Source organism: Saccharothrix deserti (genome assembly GCF_009769385.1).
GTDB lineage: Bacteria > Actinomycetota > Actinomycetes > Mycobacteriales > Pseudonocardiaceae > Actinosynnema > Actinosynnema deserti.
In genome coordinates, this window is the sequence record NZ_VKAB01000015.1 from 280,663 (window position 1) to 294,873 (window position 14,211).

14 protein-coding genes are annotated in these 14,211 nt (G+C 70.9%); 7 read left to right on the forward strand and 7 right to left on the reverse strand.

The window, feature by feature from the left end:
* Positions 1-349: 349 nt before the first annotated feature.
* From FM051_RS25045 to FM051_RS25055, 3 genes are read right to left on the reverse strand one after another with little or no spacing between them, the layout of a single operon-like run.
* Positions 350-2,167 carry a dynamin family protein gene (locus FM051_RS25045; protein WP_158847374.1) on the reverse strand — a complete coding sequence of 606 codons (1,818 nt, stop codon included), beginning with the start codon at positions 2,165-2,167 and terminating at the stop codon, positions 350-352.
* Between the two features lie 13 nt (positions 2,168-2,180).
* Positions 2,181-2,600 (reverse strand): nucleotide exchange factor GrpE, encoded by a 420-nt coding sequence (gene grpE, locus FM051_RS25050; protein ID WP_158847376.1) that lies wholly within the window; start codon positions 2,598-2,600, stop codon positions 2,181-2,183.
* Positions 2,597-4,141 (reverse strand): dynamin family protein, encoded by a 1,545-nt coding sequence (locus tag FM051_RS25055; protein ID WP_158847378.1) that lies wholly within the window; start codon positions 4,139-4,141, stop codon positions 2,597-2,599. Before FM051_RS25055 ends, grpE begins: the two co-directional genes overlap by 4 nt.
* Before the next feature lie 87 nt (positions 4,142-4,228).
* On the opposite strand from FM051_RS25055, the gene FM051_RS25060 reads away from it, so the two are divergent.
* The 3 genes from FM051_RS25060 to FM051_RS25070 all read left to right on the forward strand — a co-directional run bounded on the left by FM051_RS25060 (position 4,229) and on the right by FM051_RS25070 (position 6,686).
* A complete protein-coding gene (locus tag FM051_RS25060; protein ID WP_158847380.1) occupies positions 4,229-4,705 on the forward strand; it encodes a hypothetical protein in 477 nt (158 codons plus the stop codon).
* 129 nt (positions 4,706-4,834) lie between these two features.
* Positions 4,835-5,998, forward strand: coding sequence for a sensor histidine kinase (locus FM051_RS25065; RefSeq protein WP_158847515.1), 1,164 nt, complete (start codon positions 4,835-4,837; stop codon positions 5,996-5,998).
* Positions 5,999-6,029: 31 nt separating this feature from the next.
* Positions 6,030-6,686 carry a response regulator gene (locus tag FM051_RS25070; RefSeq protein WP_158847382.1) on the forward strand — a complete coding sequence of 219 codons (657 nt, stop codon included), beginning with the start codon at positions 6,030-6,032 and terminating at the stop codon, positions 6,684-6,686.
* A gap of 49 nt (positions 6,687-6,735) precedes the next feature.
* Here the strand turns inward: FM051_RS25070 and FM051_RS25075 are convergent, their stop codons facing one another.
* Together FM051_RS25075 and FM051_RS25080 are read right to left on the reverse strand one after the other, a co-directional pair.
* The gene (locus FM051_RS25075; protein WP_202919007.1) at positions 6,736-7,650 is read right to left on the reverse strand and encodes an SDR family oxidoreductase; all 915 of its coding nucleotides are present in this window, start codon (positions 7,648-7,650) and stop codon (positions 6,736-6,738) included.
* Positions 7,650-8,219 (reverse strand): TetR/AcrR family transcriptional regulator, encoded by a 570-nt coding sequence (locus tag FM051_RS25080; protein ID WP_158847384.1) that lies wholly within the window; start codon positions 8,217-8,219, stop codon positions 7,650-7,652. The genes FM051_RS25075 and FM051_RS25080 overlap by 1 nt, the downstream gene beginning before the upstream one ends.
* Positions 8,220-8,269: 50 nt before the next feature.
* Between FM051_RS25080 and FM051_RS25085 the strand changes: the two genes are divergently transcribed.
* Positions 8,270-9,064 carry an HAD family hydrolase gene (locus FM051_RS25085; RefSeq protein ID WP_158847386.1) on the forward strand — a complete coding sequence of 265 codons (795 nt, stop codon included), beginning with the start codon at positions 8,270-8,272 and terminating at the stop codon, positions 9,062-9,064.
* Here the strand turns inward: FM051_RS25085 and FM051_RS25090 are convergent, their stop codons facing one another.
* On the reverse strand, positions 9,065-10,525 hold the full coding sequence (locus FM051_RS25090) for a multicopper oxidase family protein (protein WP_158847388.1): 1,461 nt from the start codon (positions 10,523-10,525) through the stop codon (positions 9,065-9,067). It lies immediately after the preceding gene.
* Between the two features lie 250 nt (positions 10,526-10,775).
* Here FM051_RS25090 and FM051_RS25095 point away from each other — a divergent pair, with 250 nt between their 5' ends.
* Together FM051_RS25095 and FM051_RS25100 are read left to right on the forward strand one after the other, a co-directional pair.
* Positions 10,776-11,912 (forward strand): sensor histidine kinase, encoded by a 1,137-nt coding sequence (locus tag FM051_RS25095; protein ID WP_158847390.1) that lies wholly within the window; start codon positions 10,776-10,778, stop codon positions 11,910-11,912.
* Positions 11,909-12,559: a response regulator gene (locus FM051_RS25100; protein WP_158847392.1), complete on the forward strand. Its 651-nt coding sequence runs from the start codon at positions 11,909-11,911 to the stop codon at positions 12,557-12,559. The genes FM051_RS25095 and FM051_RS25100 overlap by 4 nt, the downstream gene beginning before the upstream one ends.
* Before the next feature lie 84 nt (positions 12,560-12,643).
* On the opposite strand, the gene FM051_RS25105 is transcribed toward FM051_RS25100, so the two are convergent.
* Positions 12,644-13,078, reverse strand: coding sequence for a PPOX class F420-dependent oxidoreductase (locus tag FM051_RS25105; protein WP_158847394.1), 435 nt, complete (start codon positions 13,076-13,078; stop codon positions 12,644-12,646).
* A gap of 212 nt (positions 13,079-13,290) precedes the next feature.
* Between FM051_RS25105 and FM051_RS25110 the strand changes: the two genes are divergently transcribed.
* The gene (locus tag FM051_RS25110; protein WP_158847396.1) at positions 13,291-14,211 is read left to right on the forward strand and encodes an ABC transporter ATP-binding protein; all 921 of its coding nucleotides are present in this window, start codon (positions 13,291-13,293) and stop codon (positions 14,209-14,211) included.

Consider the following 14,211-nt stretch of genomic DNA (forward strand, 5'->3'; position numbering starts at 1 on the left):
GACCGTTAAGTGGAACCCACCAGAGTTGACCGCAGTGCGGGAGAAGTACGAAACATCGAATTTAAATGTGCTTGCAAGGAGCCTCCTACCTGCGGCTTTACTGTCAACCTTAGGCTGATCGGGTGACACGGCGCACCCAATGCAGAAATGGCTCGTTATTACTCTGATCTGCCAAAAAATTGTGCCCCGACTACGCCGGTTCGATTCTCGTCAGCCACCGCGGCAAGCGGTCGGAACGCGACCGGGTATCCAGTACCCGGACAAATCCGGCCGCCTCGAACAGGCTCACCGTGCCCACGTGGGCGGCAGTGGCGTTGAACCGCCGCGGTAGGCCAGGGAGACCGCAAGGTCAAACGCGGTCGCGTACCGCCCTGATCCGGGCCAGCAGCTCGTCCACCTTCACCCGGCCCGCGGTCAGCTCGGCCAGCCGCCGCGTCACCGCCTGCAACGCGCGGGAGCGTTCACCGGCTTCCATCCGCAGCGCCTTGTCGACCTCGCGCAACTCCGCCTCGATCGCGTCGACCCGCTTGCCCAGCGCGTCGTCCAACGCCAGCGACAGCTGCTGCTCGGCCTCGATCAACTGCTCCGCCACCAGCTGGTCCACAGTGGACCGGGCGTCCGCGATGGCGTCCGACAGCCACTGCTTGAGGTGCTGCTTGTCGGCCGAGTGCTTGCGCGTGCGCGCCATCCACCAGCCCGCGCCCAGCCCCAGCGCGATCGTCACCGGCAGCACGATCGGGTTCAGCGCCGCCACCCCGAGCCCCGCCAGCGGCAACGCGGCCAGCCGGCCCGCGCCCAACCCGCCGGACACGCCCATGAACACCAGCAGCTTGTCCTCGGCGGTCGGCACCCGCTTCTCCGGCGGCCTCAGCACGACCGGCGGCGTCACGCCCCGCGCGAACTGGCCCCGGATCACGGCCAGCTCCTCGGCCGAGAACAGGTCCGCCAACGCCGAGTCGGCGACGCGGGACAACCGCACGCCCAACCCGGCGCTGATCCGGCCGGACACCATCTGCAGCGCCGCGTCCACCTGCTGCGGCAACGTGGCCAGCTGCTCGCGTGACGCCGAGTCGATCGCCGTGCGGAACCACGTCTGCACGTCCCGCATCTGCCGGCTGACCTCGTGCGCGCCCTCCACCCGAGCGCGCTGCACCTCGCCCCGCAGCCGTACCTGCCAACTGCGCGTGGACGAACGGCGCTGCGAGTTCAGCTCGTCACGCCGTTCGCGCAACGTCTCGGCTTCCTCTTCCCCCGACGACAGCGCGCGCTTGTCCGCCTCGTTCCGCGCGATCAGCTCATCGAGCACGGTCGCCAGCGCACGCAAGCCGTTGGCCTCGCCGAGCATCGCCGCCCGGCCGACCACCAGCTCCTGCAACGCCTCCTGCAGCTCCCCGATCCCGGACCGCTCGCGCAGCATCGCCGCCGCGTCCGGGTTCGGCGCCTTGCCCGCCAGCTCGAACATCCGCGACGACACCGGGTGGAACGTGGCGCCCCGGAACCTCGGCGCGTGCTCGGCCAGCAACGCCTGGTCGGCCTCCAGCACCTGCCGCCAGCCCCGGTACTGGTCGACCTTGGCCAACGCGAACACCACGGTCTCGACGCGTTCGCCGACCGTGCGCAGGAAGTCCAGCTCACCGCGGGTGAACGGGGCCGAGGCGTCGACCACGAACAGCAGCGCGGTGGCCGAAGCGGCGGCCTCGGCGGCCAGCTCGCCGTGCACCGAGTCGAGCCCGCCGACCCCCGGGGTGTCCACAACGGACAGACGTTCCAGCAGCGGGATCGGCGCGTCGACCTCGACGTACCGGGGCGGCAGCATCCCCTCCGGCAGCTCGTGCGCCGCAGACACCCAGTTCACGATCTCCGACCGGTCGAACGGCACCGGCGACATCGACCCGGCGTAGCAGGCCCGCGCCGACCACTGCTCGCCGTGCCGGAACACCAGGTACGTCGCGGTCGCCACCTCGGCGTCCACCGGCGACAGGCCCGGCGTCGCCAACAGGGCGTTGACCAGCGAACTCTTGCCCCGGTTCGTCTCGCCGACGACCACGACCGACGCGGGACCGGCCCGGCGCGCCTCCACGAACGACGCGGCCGACGGGTCCAGCGCGCGGACCAGGTTCGTCAGCTTCTCCCTGGTCTGCCGGACCGTTTGCGGGAGCGTGCTCATCAGGCCTTCACCCTCATCTGGCGGTGTAGACCGTGACGACCGGCGCGCGCAGCGTCCGCCCGCGATCGGAGAAGCCGACCAGCTCGGTCTCGGCGACCACACCGTCCAGCGACGCGTCCGCCGTCGGCACGGTGCCGCCCGCCTCGTGCCGGGACGGGTCGAACCGCTCGCCGTCCGGCCGCAACGCGGTCACGCCGATGGCCGCCAAACCCTCTTCGAGCCGTTCCACGACCCCGGCGCTGCGGGCGCGGTCCAGCGCGTACAGGCACAGCTGCACCAACGCGCGCCGCTCCGCCAACGCCTGGTCGAGCAGCTCACCGGCGATGGTGCTCTCCAGCGTTGCCTCGACCGGGTGCGTCTCCAGCGTGGTCTCGACCGGGTGTGTCTCCACAGCCTGCTCGGACGCCGCGCCGCCCTGTTCCGTTCCGCTCATCGCCGTCCCCGCAGTTGTTGCCAGATCAGGAAGTACGCCCGGTGCACCACGTGCGCCACCCGGCTCTGCGCGGGTGTGGCGCCGAACGACGCGAAGGAACGCCACCAGCCCGCCCGTTCCAGGGCGTAGGCCATCAGCTCCTGCGGTGGCCGCCCGCGCAGACCGAGTTGCTCGGACAGGTCCGGCGAGCTGCCGAACCGCAGCACCTCTTCCACCAGGTCGTTCGGCATCGCCACGGCGCCCGACGCGACCAGCGTCAACGCCTCCAGCAGCCGCAGCTGGTGCGCCTCGGGCTTGGCCAGCAGCACCTCGATCGCGTCGTGCACGCGTTGCCGCTCGTTCGGGTCGCCGGACGCGGCGGCCAGCGACGTCACCGAGGCCAGCGCGGCGGCGGCCTTGATCCCGTCGGCCCGCGACCGGAACACCGCGTTGAGCTTCGCGCGCACACCGTCCAGCCCGGAGGCGTCGAGCAGCTTCCGCCGCAGCGCGCCCGCGGTGATGGCCGGTTCCGCGTCCACGGCTTCGAGCGCCTTGCGGATGCCGTAGAGGTCGAGCTTCTCCAGCAGCCGGGTGCGGGTGCCGACCGGGACCTCGCAGTCCCAGCTCACGAACAGGTCCGCCGAGATCAGCATGGTCTCGCGGGTCGCGTCGTCCAGCTCGGCCAGCCGGCGCAGCGCGTCCGCGTCGGCCGACGTGAAGCCGCCGGTCTCGGTGGACTCGGCGACCAGGCCGATCACCGGCAGCACGTCCGCGACCCGCGGCTTGAGGGTGAGCGCCTGCCGTTCGGCGAGCAGCACGGCGGCCTGCCACGTGTCGCCGCCCGAACCCTCGACGGTCTCGGCGGCGATCGTGTCCGCCTTGTTCAACACCGCGATCGCGTTCACCGGACCGGCCTCGCGGCTCGCGGTGGCGGCGGTGAACGCGGCCAACGCCTGCTGGTCGTCCGCGCGCACGCCCTGCGTGACCACGTACAGCACGGCCTCCGCGCCGGCCACCGCGTTGCGCGACACCGGGTCCAGCTCACCGGAGCCGGAGTCGGAGTCCGCTCCCGCGCCGAGCAACGCCTCCGTGCGCGCCACCGACGCCGCGTCGAGCGACCCCAGACCGGGTGTGTCGATCACGGTGAGGTCCCGCAGCACCGCGTTGGTGAGGTACGCCTCGATGTGCGAGACCTGGTCGATCTCCACGCCGAGGTCGGGCGGGATCGAGCCGTTCGCCTCGAACGGCAGCACCTGCTTGCGGCCGTCGGTGAACACGACCTCGATCCGGTCCACCGTGCCGTACTGGAAGCGGGTCACCAGCCGGGTGCACTCGCCCACGTCCGTCGGCGCGACCCGCCGCCCGATCAACGCGTTGACCAAGGTCGACTTGCCGGACTTGATCCGGCCCGCGACGGCCACCTGCAACGGCGCGGACAGCCGCCGCAGCACCTCCCGGAACCCCGCCGCGGTCGCCGGGGACACCTGCTGCTGCAAGCCGACGCAGAGGTTCGCGACCGCCGCCGAGAGCGGACCGGCGAGCTGCTGGGCCTGCGTCGTCACGCCGGAGATCGTGCCACGTGAGCGTGGCGCGCGGTTTGCGAACGAGGCGACCGGGGTATTTCCGCGACCGACGAGGGAGGTCCGCCCATGGAACAGGGATATGCGGTGTTCCTGCTGCTCGGCGTGGTGCTGGTGCTGATCGACGGCCAGCTCATCTACCGCGGTGGCAAGGGGTACATGAGCCGCGCGTACGGCGACCCGGAGGCGGCCAAGTCGATGACCCGCCTCGCGACGGTGCTCTTCCACCTCGTGGTGCTCGGGTTCCTCGCCATCGTGTCGATCATCACGGTCGACACCGGCGACCCGGTCAAGGACGTCGTGGTGAAGCTCGGCGTGATGTTCCTGGTCCTGGCGCTCGTGCACGCGGTGACGATGATGATCCTGGGCCGCATCCGCGACCGGCAGCTCCAGCAGCAGCTGGCCGACGAGATGACCGAGGAGCACCGGCAGTACGAGCAGCAGCGGGCAGTGCCGCCCCAGACCAGGGTCGAACCGGTGCACGGCGCGCACGCGCCGCTGCCGGAGGAGCAGGTCGACCCGACGCAGGTCAAGACCATCCGCTAGACGCTTGTCGGCCTTGTCGGCAGACGTGGGTTCATCCGCCTGGAGGACTAGGCGAGGTCAACCCGTGGCGCGACGCGCGGTAATTCGACCGGTATCTAACCTGGTCACGTGCGGCGGCTGAGCCTGTGGATGCGAGCGCACCCGGTCTTCGGGGATTCCCTGATGGCCGGGTTGCTGCTGTTGTCCGACCTGGTCTCGCTGGCGTCCGGTTGGGCGACCGTGGCCGGCTCCACGCTGCTGTTCGTCGGCGTGATGTTGATCGTTCCGGTCGCGTTCCGCCGCAAGTACCCGCTGGGCTCGTCCTACGTGATCCTGTTCGGCGGGGTGGTCCAACTCCTCACCCACGGCGGGGTCGACACCGGGCTGCCGCTCCGGATGGCCGACTTCGCGCTGGCGATCGGGCTGTACACGGTGGTGGCGTACGTCGGCCGCCGGCAGGGCCTGCTGTACGCGATCTGGCTCGCCATCGGCACGTTCACGTGGGCCTTGTGGCGGATGGGCGGGACCGGCGAGGCCGCGGCCGCGGTGTTCGTGATCGCCGTCATCTTCGCGTTCAGCTGGGCGATGGGCGAGTTCGTCGGCGCGCGCCGGGCCTACCACTCCGAGCTGGAGCAGCGGCTCAAGCTGCTGGAGACCGAACGGGACCAGCAGGCGCGGATCGCGGTCGGCGAGGAGCGGTCGCGGATCGCGCGCGAGCTGCACGACGTGGTCGCGCACGCGGTGAGCGTGATGGTGGTGCAGGCCGACGGCGCGAGCTACGCGATCAAGACCAACCCCGACCTGGCCGAGGCCGCCGTGCGGACCATCGCCGACACCGGCCGGCAGGCGTTGACCGAGATGCGGCGGCTGCTGGGCGTGCTGCGGTCGGAGGACCAGTCCGGGACGCAGTGGGCGCCCCAGCCGGACGCGGGTGACCTGCACGAACTGGCCGAGAACTGCCGGGCGGCCGGGCTGCCGGTCCGGCTGGAGACGCTGGGCGATCTCGACGCGCTGCCCGCCGGCCTGGGGCTCGGCGTCTACCGGATCGTCCAGGAAGCGCTGACCAACACGTTGAAGCACGCGGGCTCCGGCGCTTCGGCGACCGTTCGTGTCACTCAGGTCGGTGATCTGGTGGAGGTGCTGGTGGCGGACGACGGGTTCGGCACGCCCCACGACCTGGTCTCGGTGTCCGGTGGCAACGGCCTGATCGGGATGCGTGAACGCGCCGGCGTGCTCGGGGGCACGCTGGAGGCCGGCCCCAACCCCGGCGGCGGGTGGCGGGTGCGCGCCGTGCTCCCGCTGGTCCCGTCATAGGGTGCGCCGGTCGTCTAGGAAAGGTGCCAGTGTGATCCGAGTACTGCTAGTGGACGACCAGGAGCTCATGCGCATGGGCTTCCGGATGGTGCTCGGCGCTCAAGAGGACGTCGACGTGGTCGGTGAGGCCGCCAACGGCCTCGACGCGGTGAACATGGCCGACCGGCTGCGGCCCGACGTGGTGCTGATGGACGTCCGGATGCCGGTGCTGGACGGGGTCGAGGCGACCAAGCGGATCGCCGAGGCGGGCACCGCGAAGGTGCTCGTGATGACCACGTTCGACCTGGACGAGTACGCGTTGTCGGCGTTGCGGAACGGCGCCTCCGGGTTCCTGTTGAAGGACACGCCGCCGGGTGACCTGGTGTCGGCCCTGCGGGCGGTGGCCAGCGGTGACGCGGTGGTGTCGCCTTCGGTGACCAAGCGCCTGCTGAGCCGGTTCCTCGGTGACGGCGGCGGTGAGCTGCGGGACGCCTCGGTGCTGGAGGTGCTGACCGAGCGGGAGCGCGAGGTGCTGGTGTTGATCGCCAAGGGGCTGTCGAACACCGAGATCGCGCGGAAGCTGTTCCTGTCGGAGGCGACGGTGAAGACGCACGTGGGGCGCATCCTGGCGAAGCTGGAGCTGCGGGACCGGGTGCAGGCCGTGGTGCTGGCGTACGAGACGGGACTGGTCCGACCCGGCGACGTCTGACCGGACCGGACTTCCCGACTACGCCCGTTCGACAGGGGTCACCGCACGGTCAGCGGTACTTCGACGCGTCCGCCGTCGTGGGGTCGACGCCCGCCTTGAAGACCTCCTCGTACCAACGGCCCCAATCCGGTTGTGAACCGTCCAGGTCGGTGAAGCCGTACTCACGCATGAGGGTCCACGACGCGAGTGCCCTGCCGGTGAACCGGTGACGGTCCGGATCGGCGGCCAACGCCGCCACGCCGCGCCCCACGTAGTGCGGCGTCTCGGACATCGCGTAGTGCGGCTCCTTGGCGATCGCGTCGCGCCAGTCCGCCTCCGTCACACCGAAGCGCTCCAGCATCTGCTCCGACCGCAGGAAACCCGGCGTGACGGCGACCGACGTCCCGCCGAACGCCTCCAGCTCCTTCGCCATGACCGTGCCGAACCGCCGGATCGCGACCTTCACCGAGTCGTACGCCAACGACTCGCTGTAGAAGTCGTCGCTGTCGCCGTCGGTCACCTCGACCAGCAACCCGCCCGGCCTGCGCACCAGCAGCGGCAGCAGGCGGTGCAGCGTGACCAGGTGCGCCTGCACGCTGTTCTGCCACAGCTTGAGCTGTTTCTCCAGGTCCTGCTCCCAGAACACCTTGAACTCGGTGTCCGCCTCACCGCCCCAGACGTCGTCCACCAGGACGTCCAACTGCCCGTCCACTTCGGACTCGATGCGGGCGCGGAACGCGTCCACGTCCGCCGGCACGGTGAAGTCGCAGCGCACCGGGACGCCCCGGCCGCCCGCCGCCGTGACGAGCTCCGCCGTCTCCTCGATCGTCTCGTCCCGGCCGATCGGCGACTTCCGCTCGCGCGTCGACCGACCGCCGACGAACACCGTCGCGCCCGCCGCGCCCAACTCGACCGCGATCGCCCGCCCCGCTCCCCGCGTCGCCCCCGTGACCGCCGCGACCTTGCCTGACAGCGCCTTCGCCATCATCTCCCCTTCCACGCGTCCAGCACCGCGTCCACGTCCTCCGCCAGCCGGTCCGCCAGCGCACCGCGCGGCCGGACCGACCAGTCCATCGACACCCCGGAGAGCAGTCCGGTGAGCACCCGCGCCGCGCGTTCCGGTGACGGACCGTGCGGGAGGTCCACCCGACGGGTGAGCTCCAGCACGGTCTCCTCGGTCACCACGTACAGCTCGGCGAGCAGCGCGCGCAGCTCCGGGTCGATCAGGTCCACCCCGAGCTGGGCGAGGTGGTTCTGCGCCTCGACCGGGTCGGTCATGCCCTCGAACCACGACAGCAACGCCGCCCGCAGCCCGTCGACCGGGTCCGCCACGGCCGCCGCCGCACGCATCCGCTGCGCGATCGCCGCCGTGGTCTGCCTGGTCAGGGCCTGGAGCAGGCCGCTCTTCGAACCGAACCGCTGCGCCACCGTGCCCACCGAGACACCCGCCCGCGCCGCCACGTCGACGATGGTGAAGCCCGGCCCTTTACGGCCGATCACCTCCGCCGCGGCGGTCAGCAGTCGTTCGTCCGTGATCGTCTTCGGTCGTGCCACGCCATTATTGAACCACGGTTCATTAATGCTCGCCCAGTAGGGTGACCACAGTGACCTGGAGACCACGCCTCATCGCCCTGGACATCGACGGCACCATCACCCCCGTAGGCCGCGAGGACATCGCGCCGGCCGTGCGCGCGGCCATCAACCGGGCCGTCGACGACGGCGCGCACGTGGTCCTCTCCACCGGCCGCAGCCTCATCGGCACCCGACCGATCGTCGACGACCTCGACCTGCGCGGCACCACCGCGATCTGCTCCAACGGCGCGGTGTGGTGGGACACGAACACCCGCGAGGTGGTCCGGCAGCTCGAGTTCGACCCCGGCCCCTCGGTCGAACGGCTGCGCGCCCTGCTGCCCGGCGCGGTGTTCGCGGTCGAGGTGACCGGGGTGGGCAGCCTGTCGCTCGGCCGGTTCCCGGACGGCGACCTGTGGGGCGACGTGCACGAGGTGACGTTCGAGGAGCTGGTGGCCACGCCGACGTCACGGCTGGTCATGCGCTGGGTCGGCCGCACGCCCGAGGAACTGGCGCTGCGGGTGCTCGACGTGGAGCTGCCCGGTGTCGCGATGTCGTGCGACCACACCGAGCCGTGGCTGACGCTGTCGCCTCCCGGCGTGACCAAGGGTGCGGCGCTGGAGGACCTGCGGTCCGCGCTCGGGGTGTCCGAAAAGGACACACTGGCCATCGGCGACGGGTCCAACGACGTGGAGATGCTGCGGTGGGCGGCGCACGGCGTCGCCATGGGCCAGGCGCCGGTCGCCGTCCAGGAGATCGCGGACGCGGTCACCGGCACGATCCTCGACGACGGCGCGGCGGCCGTGCTGGACCGGTACTTCGCCGCCTAGCTAGTGGTGGTGGCCCTTGGCGGACAGCGTGCGCGGGGTCCGGTCCTCGGTGCCCGGCTCGACGATCACGAACTGGCCCATCATGCCCTTGTCCTCGTGCTTGAGGATGTGGCAGTGGTACATGTACGGCGTGGTCGGGTCGGCGTGGTGACCGAACTCGACGGCCAGCCGGACCTTCGTCTTGCCCTCCACGAACACGGTGTCCTTCGGGCCGCGCAGGTGCTCCGGCGGCGCCTCGCCGTCGATGTCGAGCACGGTGAACGCCACCTCGTGGACGTGGAAGTTGTGCGAGAAGGTGATGTTGTCGACCTCCCACACCTCGCGCGCGCCCGCCGGGACGACCTCGTCGATGCGGGCCATGTCCATCTCCTTGCCGTTGATGTTGGTGCCGCCGAGGGTGAACTTGCGGACCTTGGCGCCGGGGGCGATCGGTGGCACGCCCGACAGGGTGGCGGGCAGGTCCGGTGACGGCTTGAGCGTCGTGGCGGCGGTCAGCTTGAGCAGGTCGTAGTCGCCTTCCTCGACATCGCTGTCGCCCGCGTAACCGCGCAGCACCACCTGCTCGCCGGGCGTGAAGTCGACGACGATCTCGAACCGCTCGCCGGGGCTGATCCGGAACCGCCGCACGGGCGCGGGGGCGTTGAGCAGGCCCGCGTCCGATCCGATCACGTGGAACGTGCGGTTGTCGGCGAAGCCGATGCTGTAGACGTGCGCGTTGGAGCCGTTGAGCACGCGGAAGCGGACCTTCGTCGTCGTGACCTCGAAGAACGGGTTGTAGGTGCCGTTGATCAGGATGTCGTCGCCGAGCAGGCCGAACGTGCCGCCGAACGCCTCGTCCAGCTCGCCGTCCGGGCGGAACTTCTTGTCCTGCACGATCAGCGGGACGTCGTCCACGCCGTAGGTGTTCGGGAGGTTCGGCGCCTGGTCGTCGTCGAGGATGAACATGCCGACCAGGCCGCGGTAGACGTGTCGCGAGGTCAGGCCGTGCGGGTGCGGGTGGTACCAGCAGGTGGCGGCGGGCTGGTCGACCGTCCACTCCGGGTTCCACGTGGCGCCGGGCGCGATCATCTGGTGCGGGCCGCCGTCCATGACCGCGGGCAGGCGGACGCCGTGCCAGTGCAGGGTGGTGGCCTCGTCCAGCTGGTTCACCACGCCCATCGCGATCCGGTCGCCGCGGCGGGCGCGCAGCGTCGGTCCCAGGTGGTCGCCGTTGACGCCCCAGGTGGAGGCGGTCTTGCCGGGCAGCAGTTCGGCCCGGCCGGCGCGCAGGTGCAGCGGGAAGCGCTTGACGCCGTCCGGGCCGGGTTTCGGGTCGAGCACCGGCGGGATGCGCAGCGGGTTGGTGAAGGTCAGGGTGCCGGTGTTGCCGCCCGCGCCCGCGCCGCAGCCGGTCAGGCCGGTCACGCCGAGCAGTCCGGTGCCGACCAGGCCGGCGAGGGCGAGGAAGCCGCGTCGTCTCATGGTGACGATCGTGGTTTCCGCGCGGCTCGGAAACGTCGGCCGACAACGGTAAAACGCGGCGTAGTCCGGTGGCGGTAGTCGTCATCCCCTGGCGGTACGCGGGCGGTGTCCGTGCTGGGCTGACGCGGTGACCGGGGTTCGGCGAGCAGTGTTCGGCGGCGTGAAGCACGGGTCCGGGCGACTTGCGTACGGGCAAGATGTTCGCCGCACGGGGTATGCGCGCGCTCATCGCGGTGGAGGGGGACTGACCATGGCACGGGCCGACATCGCGCTGGGCGGCGGGCTCGCGGCACTCGTGCTCGGCCTGAGCCTGCTCGGCGTGGGGCCGGAAGGGCCGGAAGGACCGCTGGACTGGGGCGCGGTGGCACTCGTCGTCGCGCTGGGCGTGGCCGTGGCGTTGCGCCGGCGCAACCCGTGGCTGGTGGTGTTGGCGACGAACGCGATCACGCTGGCGTGGTTCCACTTCGACTACCACGGCCGGCTGGTGACCGTCGCGCCGCTGATCGCCTGCTACACGTTGGCCGCCCACCGGGGCTGGCGGGCGGGCGTCGGCGGCGCGCTGGTCACGGCGGCGGTGACGGTGGTCGTGGTGCGGCTGACGTTGGGCGGGGCGTGGTTCGACGACCAGGTCGTCAACGCGATCCCGCTGGAGGCGGCGGCTACGGCGCTCGGTGCGGCGGTGCACTCGCACCGGGCGTTCCGGGCGGGTGCGCGGGAACGGGCCGAGCGGATCGCGGAGGCGCGGTCCGAGCAGGCGGAGGAGCAGGCCAAGGCGCGGGCCGCCGAGGAACGGCTGGAGATCGCGCGCGAGCTGCACGACGTGTTCGGGCACACGATGGCGGCGATCAGCGTGCAGGCGGGGGTCGCGGTGCACGTGATGGAGCGCAAACCGGAGCAGGCCGCCGAGGCGCTGCAGGCGATCAAGCGGATCAGCGACGACGGGTTGGCCGAGGTGCAGGTGCTGCTGGGCGTGATGCGGTCGGAGAACGTGCGGGCGTTGACCGCGACCGGTGGTCTGGCGCAGTTGGAGAAGCTGCTGGTGGTGGCCGGGGTCGAGGTGGAGCTGTCGGTGAGCGGCGACGACCGGGCCGTGCCGGTGGGGGTGGACCTGGCGGCGTTCCGGATCGTCCAGGAGTCGCTGACCAACGTTCGGCGGCACGCCGGCGCGTCGAAGGTGTGGCTGACGTTGAGCTACGGCGAGGACTCGTTGGAGGTCGTGGTGCGGGACAACGGGTCACCGGGCGTGACGCAGTCCACGCCGGTCGGGGGTCACGGGATCGAGGGAATGCGTGCGCGAGCGCGTGCGCTGGGTGGCGAGCTGTCCGCTGGACGACTGGCCGACGGGTTCGAGGTGCGGTGCCGGTTGCCGACGCGGGAGGTTCGATGATCAAGGTGCTCATCGCCGACGACCAGGCGCTGGTGCGCGGCGGGTTCCGGGTGCTGGTCGACAGCGAGCCGGACATGGCCGTGGTCGGCGAGGCGGGTGACGGCGGCACGGCGGCGGCGCTGGCCCGTGAGACCAGGCCGGACGTGGTGCTGATGGACGTGCAGATGCCGGGTGTGGACGGGTTGGAGGGCATCCGGCGGATCGCGGGTGATCCGGAGCTGTCCGGGGTGCGGATCCTGATCCTGACCACGTTCGACGAGGACGAGTACGCGATCAAGGGCCTGGCCGCGGGGGCGAGCGGGTTCCTGCTGAAGAACACCGACCCGGCGCAGCTGCTGCACGGCATCCGGGTGGTCGCGGGCGGCGAGGAGCTGCTGTCACCGGGGCTGACCCGGCGGCTGATCGCGCGCATGACCAAGCCCGGCGCCGTCGACCACACCGTGTTCGACCAGCTCACCACGCGGGAACGGGAGGTCGTCGCGCTCGCCGCGCAGGGGTTGAGCAACGAGGAGATCACCCGTCAGCTGGTGATCAGCCCGGCCACCACGAAGACCCACATCAGCCGGGCGTTGGCCAAGTTGGGCGCCCGCGACCGGGCGCAGTTGGTCGCGCTGGCGTACCAGCACGGCCTGGTCCAGCCCGGCTAGCGCCGGCCGCCCGCGTGTTCCGAGTGTTGAATTCGGGGGTCGTGAACGTAGGACACACGCTTGCTGAACGCAGGACTCACGCGGTTAGTCCGCTATGCCCGTTTTGGCGACGATCTCGGCGTCGCGGATCCGGACCACGACCTCGCCGGGGACGCCGTTGCGCTCGGCGAACTCGTTCGCCCGGTCGGCGCCCATGTAGCGGGCGCCGATGCGGCCGGCCCAGTAGCTGACCTGCTCGGGGTTGTCGACCAGCTCGGCCCGGCCGGACACGGTGACGAAGGCGAACGGCGGCCGTTCGTCGTCCAGGCAGACCGACACCCGGCCGTCGCGCCGGATCGCCTTGCCCTTGATCGACTCCAGGGACGTGGTGAACACGATCGTGCCGCCGTCGAGGTCGACCCAGACGGGCGAGACGTGCGGCGACCCGTCCTTCCGGACGACCGCGAGCTTGCCGGTCCGCGCGGGCGTCGCCGAGACGAACTCGCGCCACCAGCCATCGGGTGCATCGGTGTAACCCATGACCACAACCGTAGAGCCATCCCATCCCTGAGAACGACCCGGTGAACACCTAGGGGACAACTCAGGGTCAACACGGATTACTACAACCGAGGTAGCGAGCACGATAAGACTGAAGTCGCACCGACGAGTCAACTACAGACCGATGTGCGAGCCCCCGTGGACAAGGCAAGGTTCTGCCTAGTCCGGGGGATGTGTCGTCCAGGGGAGAAACCATGATCGAGGCTGTCGGCCTCACCAAGCGCTACGGGAAGACGGTGGCGGTGGACAACCTGTCCTTCACCGTCGAGCCGGGTCGGGTCACCGGCTTCCTCGGTCCCAACGGCGCGGGCAAGTCCACCACGATGCGGATGATCCTCGGCCTCGACCGACCGAGCGCGGGCAAGGTCCTGATCGACGGCAAGTCGTACGGGCAGCTCGACCGGCCGCTGCGGACCGTCGGCGCCCTGCTCGACGCCAAGTGGGTGCACCCCAACCGCTCGGCGCGGGCGCACCTGCAGTGGATGGCCAAGTCCAACGGTCTGCCCGCCAAGCGGGTGGACGAGGTGCTGGACCTGGTCGGCCTGACCAAGGTCGCCAAGCGCCGCGCCGGTGGTTTCTCCCTCGGCATGTCCCAGCGCCTCGGCATCGCGGGCGCCCTGCTGGGCGACCCGAAGGTGCTGCTGTTCGACGAGCCGGTCAACGGCCTGGACCCGGAGGGCATCCTCTGGATCCGCCAGTTCATGCAGGGCCTGGCCGCCGACGGGCGCACCGTGCTGGTGTCGAGCCACCTGCTGTCGGAGATGGCGGTGACCGCCCAGGACCTCGTGGTCATCGGGCGCGGCAGGCTCATCTCGCAGTCCAGCACCACCGAGTTCGTGGAGCGGTCCACCGAGAACACGGTCCGGGTGCGCAGCCCGCACGCGGACAAGCTGGGCGCGATGCTCGTCGACAAGGGCTTCACCGTCCGTGAGGACGAGGACGGGTCGCTCACCGTCACGGGTGCGGCCAGCGACGAGATCGGGGACATCGCGGCGGCGAGCGGCGTGGTGCTGCACGAGCTGAGCCCGCAGCGCGGTTCGCTCGAACAGGCATTCATGCAGCTCACCGGCGATTCTGTGGAGTACCACGCCGAACTCGCCGAGACGGGGAAGTGA

What these genes read in the sequence shown, in the direction of transcription:
- FM051_RS25045 (WP_158847374.1), bottom strand. Translation starts at nt 2,167, where the DNA reads ATGAGCACGCTCCCGCAAACGGTCCGGCAGACCAGGGAGAAGCTGACG.
- grpE (WP_158847376.1), bottom strand. Translation starts at nt 2,600, where the DNA reads ATGAGCGGAACGGAACAGGGCGGCGCGGCGTCCGAGCAGGCTGTGGAG.
- FM051_RS25060 (WP_158847380.1), top strand. Translation starts at nt 4,229, where the DNA reads ATGGAACAGGGATATGCGGTGTTCCTGCTGCTCGGCGTGGTGCTGGTG.
- FM051_RS25065 (WP_158847515.1), top strand. Translation starts at nt 4,835, where the DNA reads ATGCGAGCGCACCCGGTCTTCGGGGATTCCCTGATGGCCGGGTTGCTG.
- FM051_RS25075 (WP_202919007.1), bottom strand. Translation starts at nt 7,650, where the DNA reads ATGGCGAAGGCGCTGTCAGGCAAGGTCGCGGCGGTCACGGGGGCGACG.
- FM051_RS25090 (WP_158847388.1), bottom strand. Translation starts at nt 10,525, where the DNA reads ATGAGACGACGCGGCTTCCTCGCCCTCGCCGGCCTGGTCGGCACCGGA.
- FM051_RS25095 (WP_158847390.1), top strand. Translation starts at nt 10,776, where the DNA reads ATGGCACGGGCCGACATCGCGCTGGGCGGCGGGCTCGCGGCACTCGTG.
- FM051_RS25100 (WP_158847392.1), top strand. Translation starts at nt 11,909, where the DNA reads ATGATCAAGGTGCTCATCGCCGACGACCAGGCGCTGGTGCGCGGCGGG.
- FM051_RS25105 (WP_158847394.1), bottom strand. Translation starts at nt 13,078, where the DNA reads ATGGGTTACACCGATGCACCCGATGGCTGGTGGCGCGAGTTCGTCTCG.
- FM051_RS25110 (WP_158847396.1), top strand. Translation starts at nt 13,291, where the DNA reads ATGATCGAGGCTGTCGGCCTCACCAAGCGCTACGGGAAGACGGTGGCG.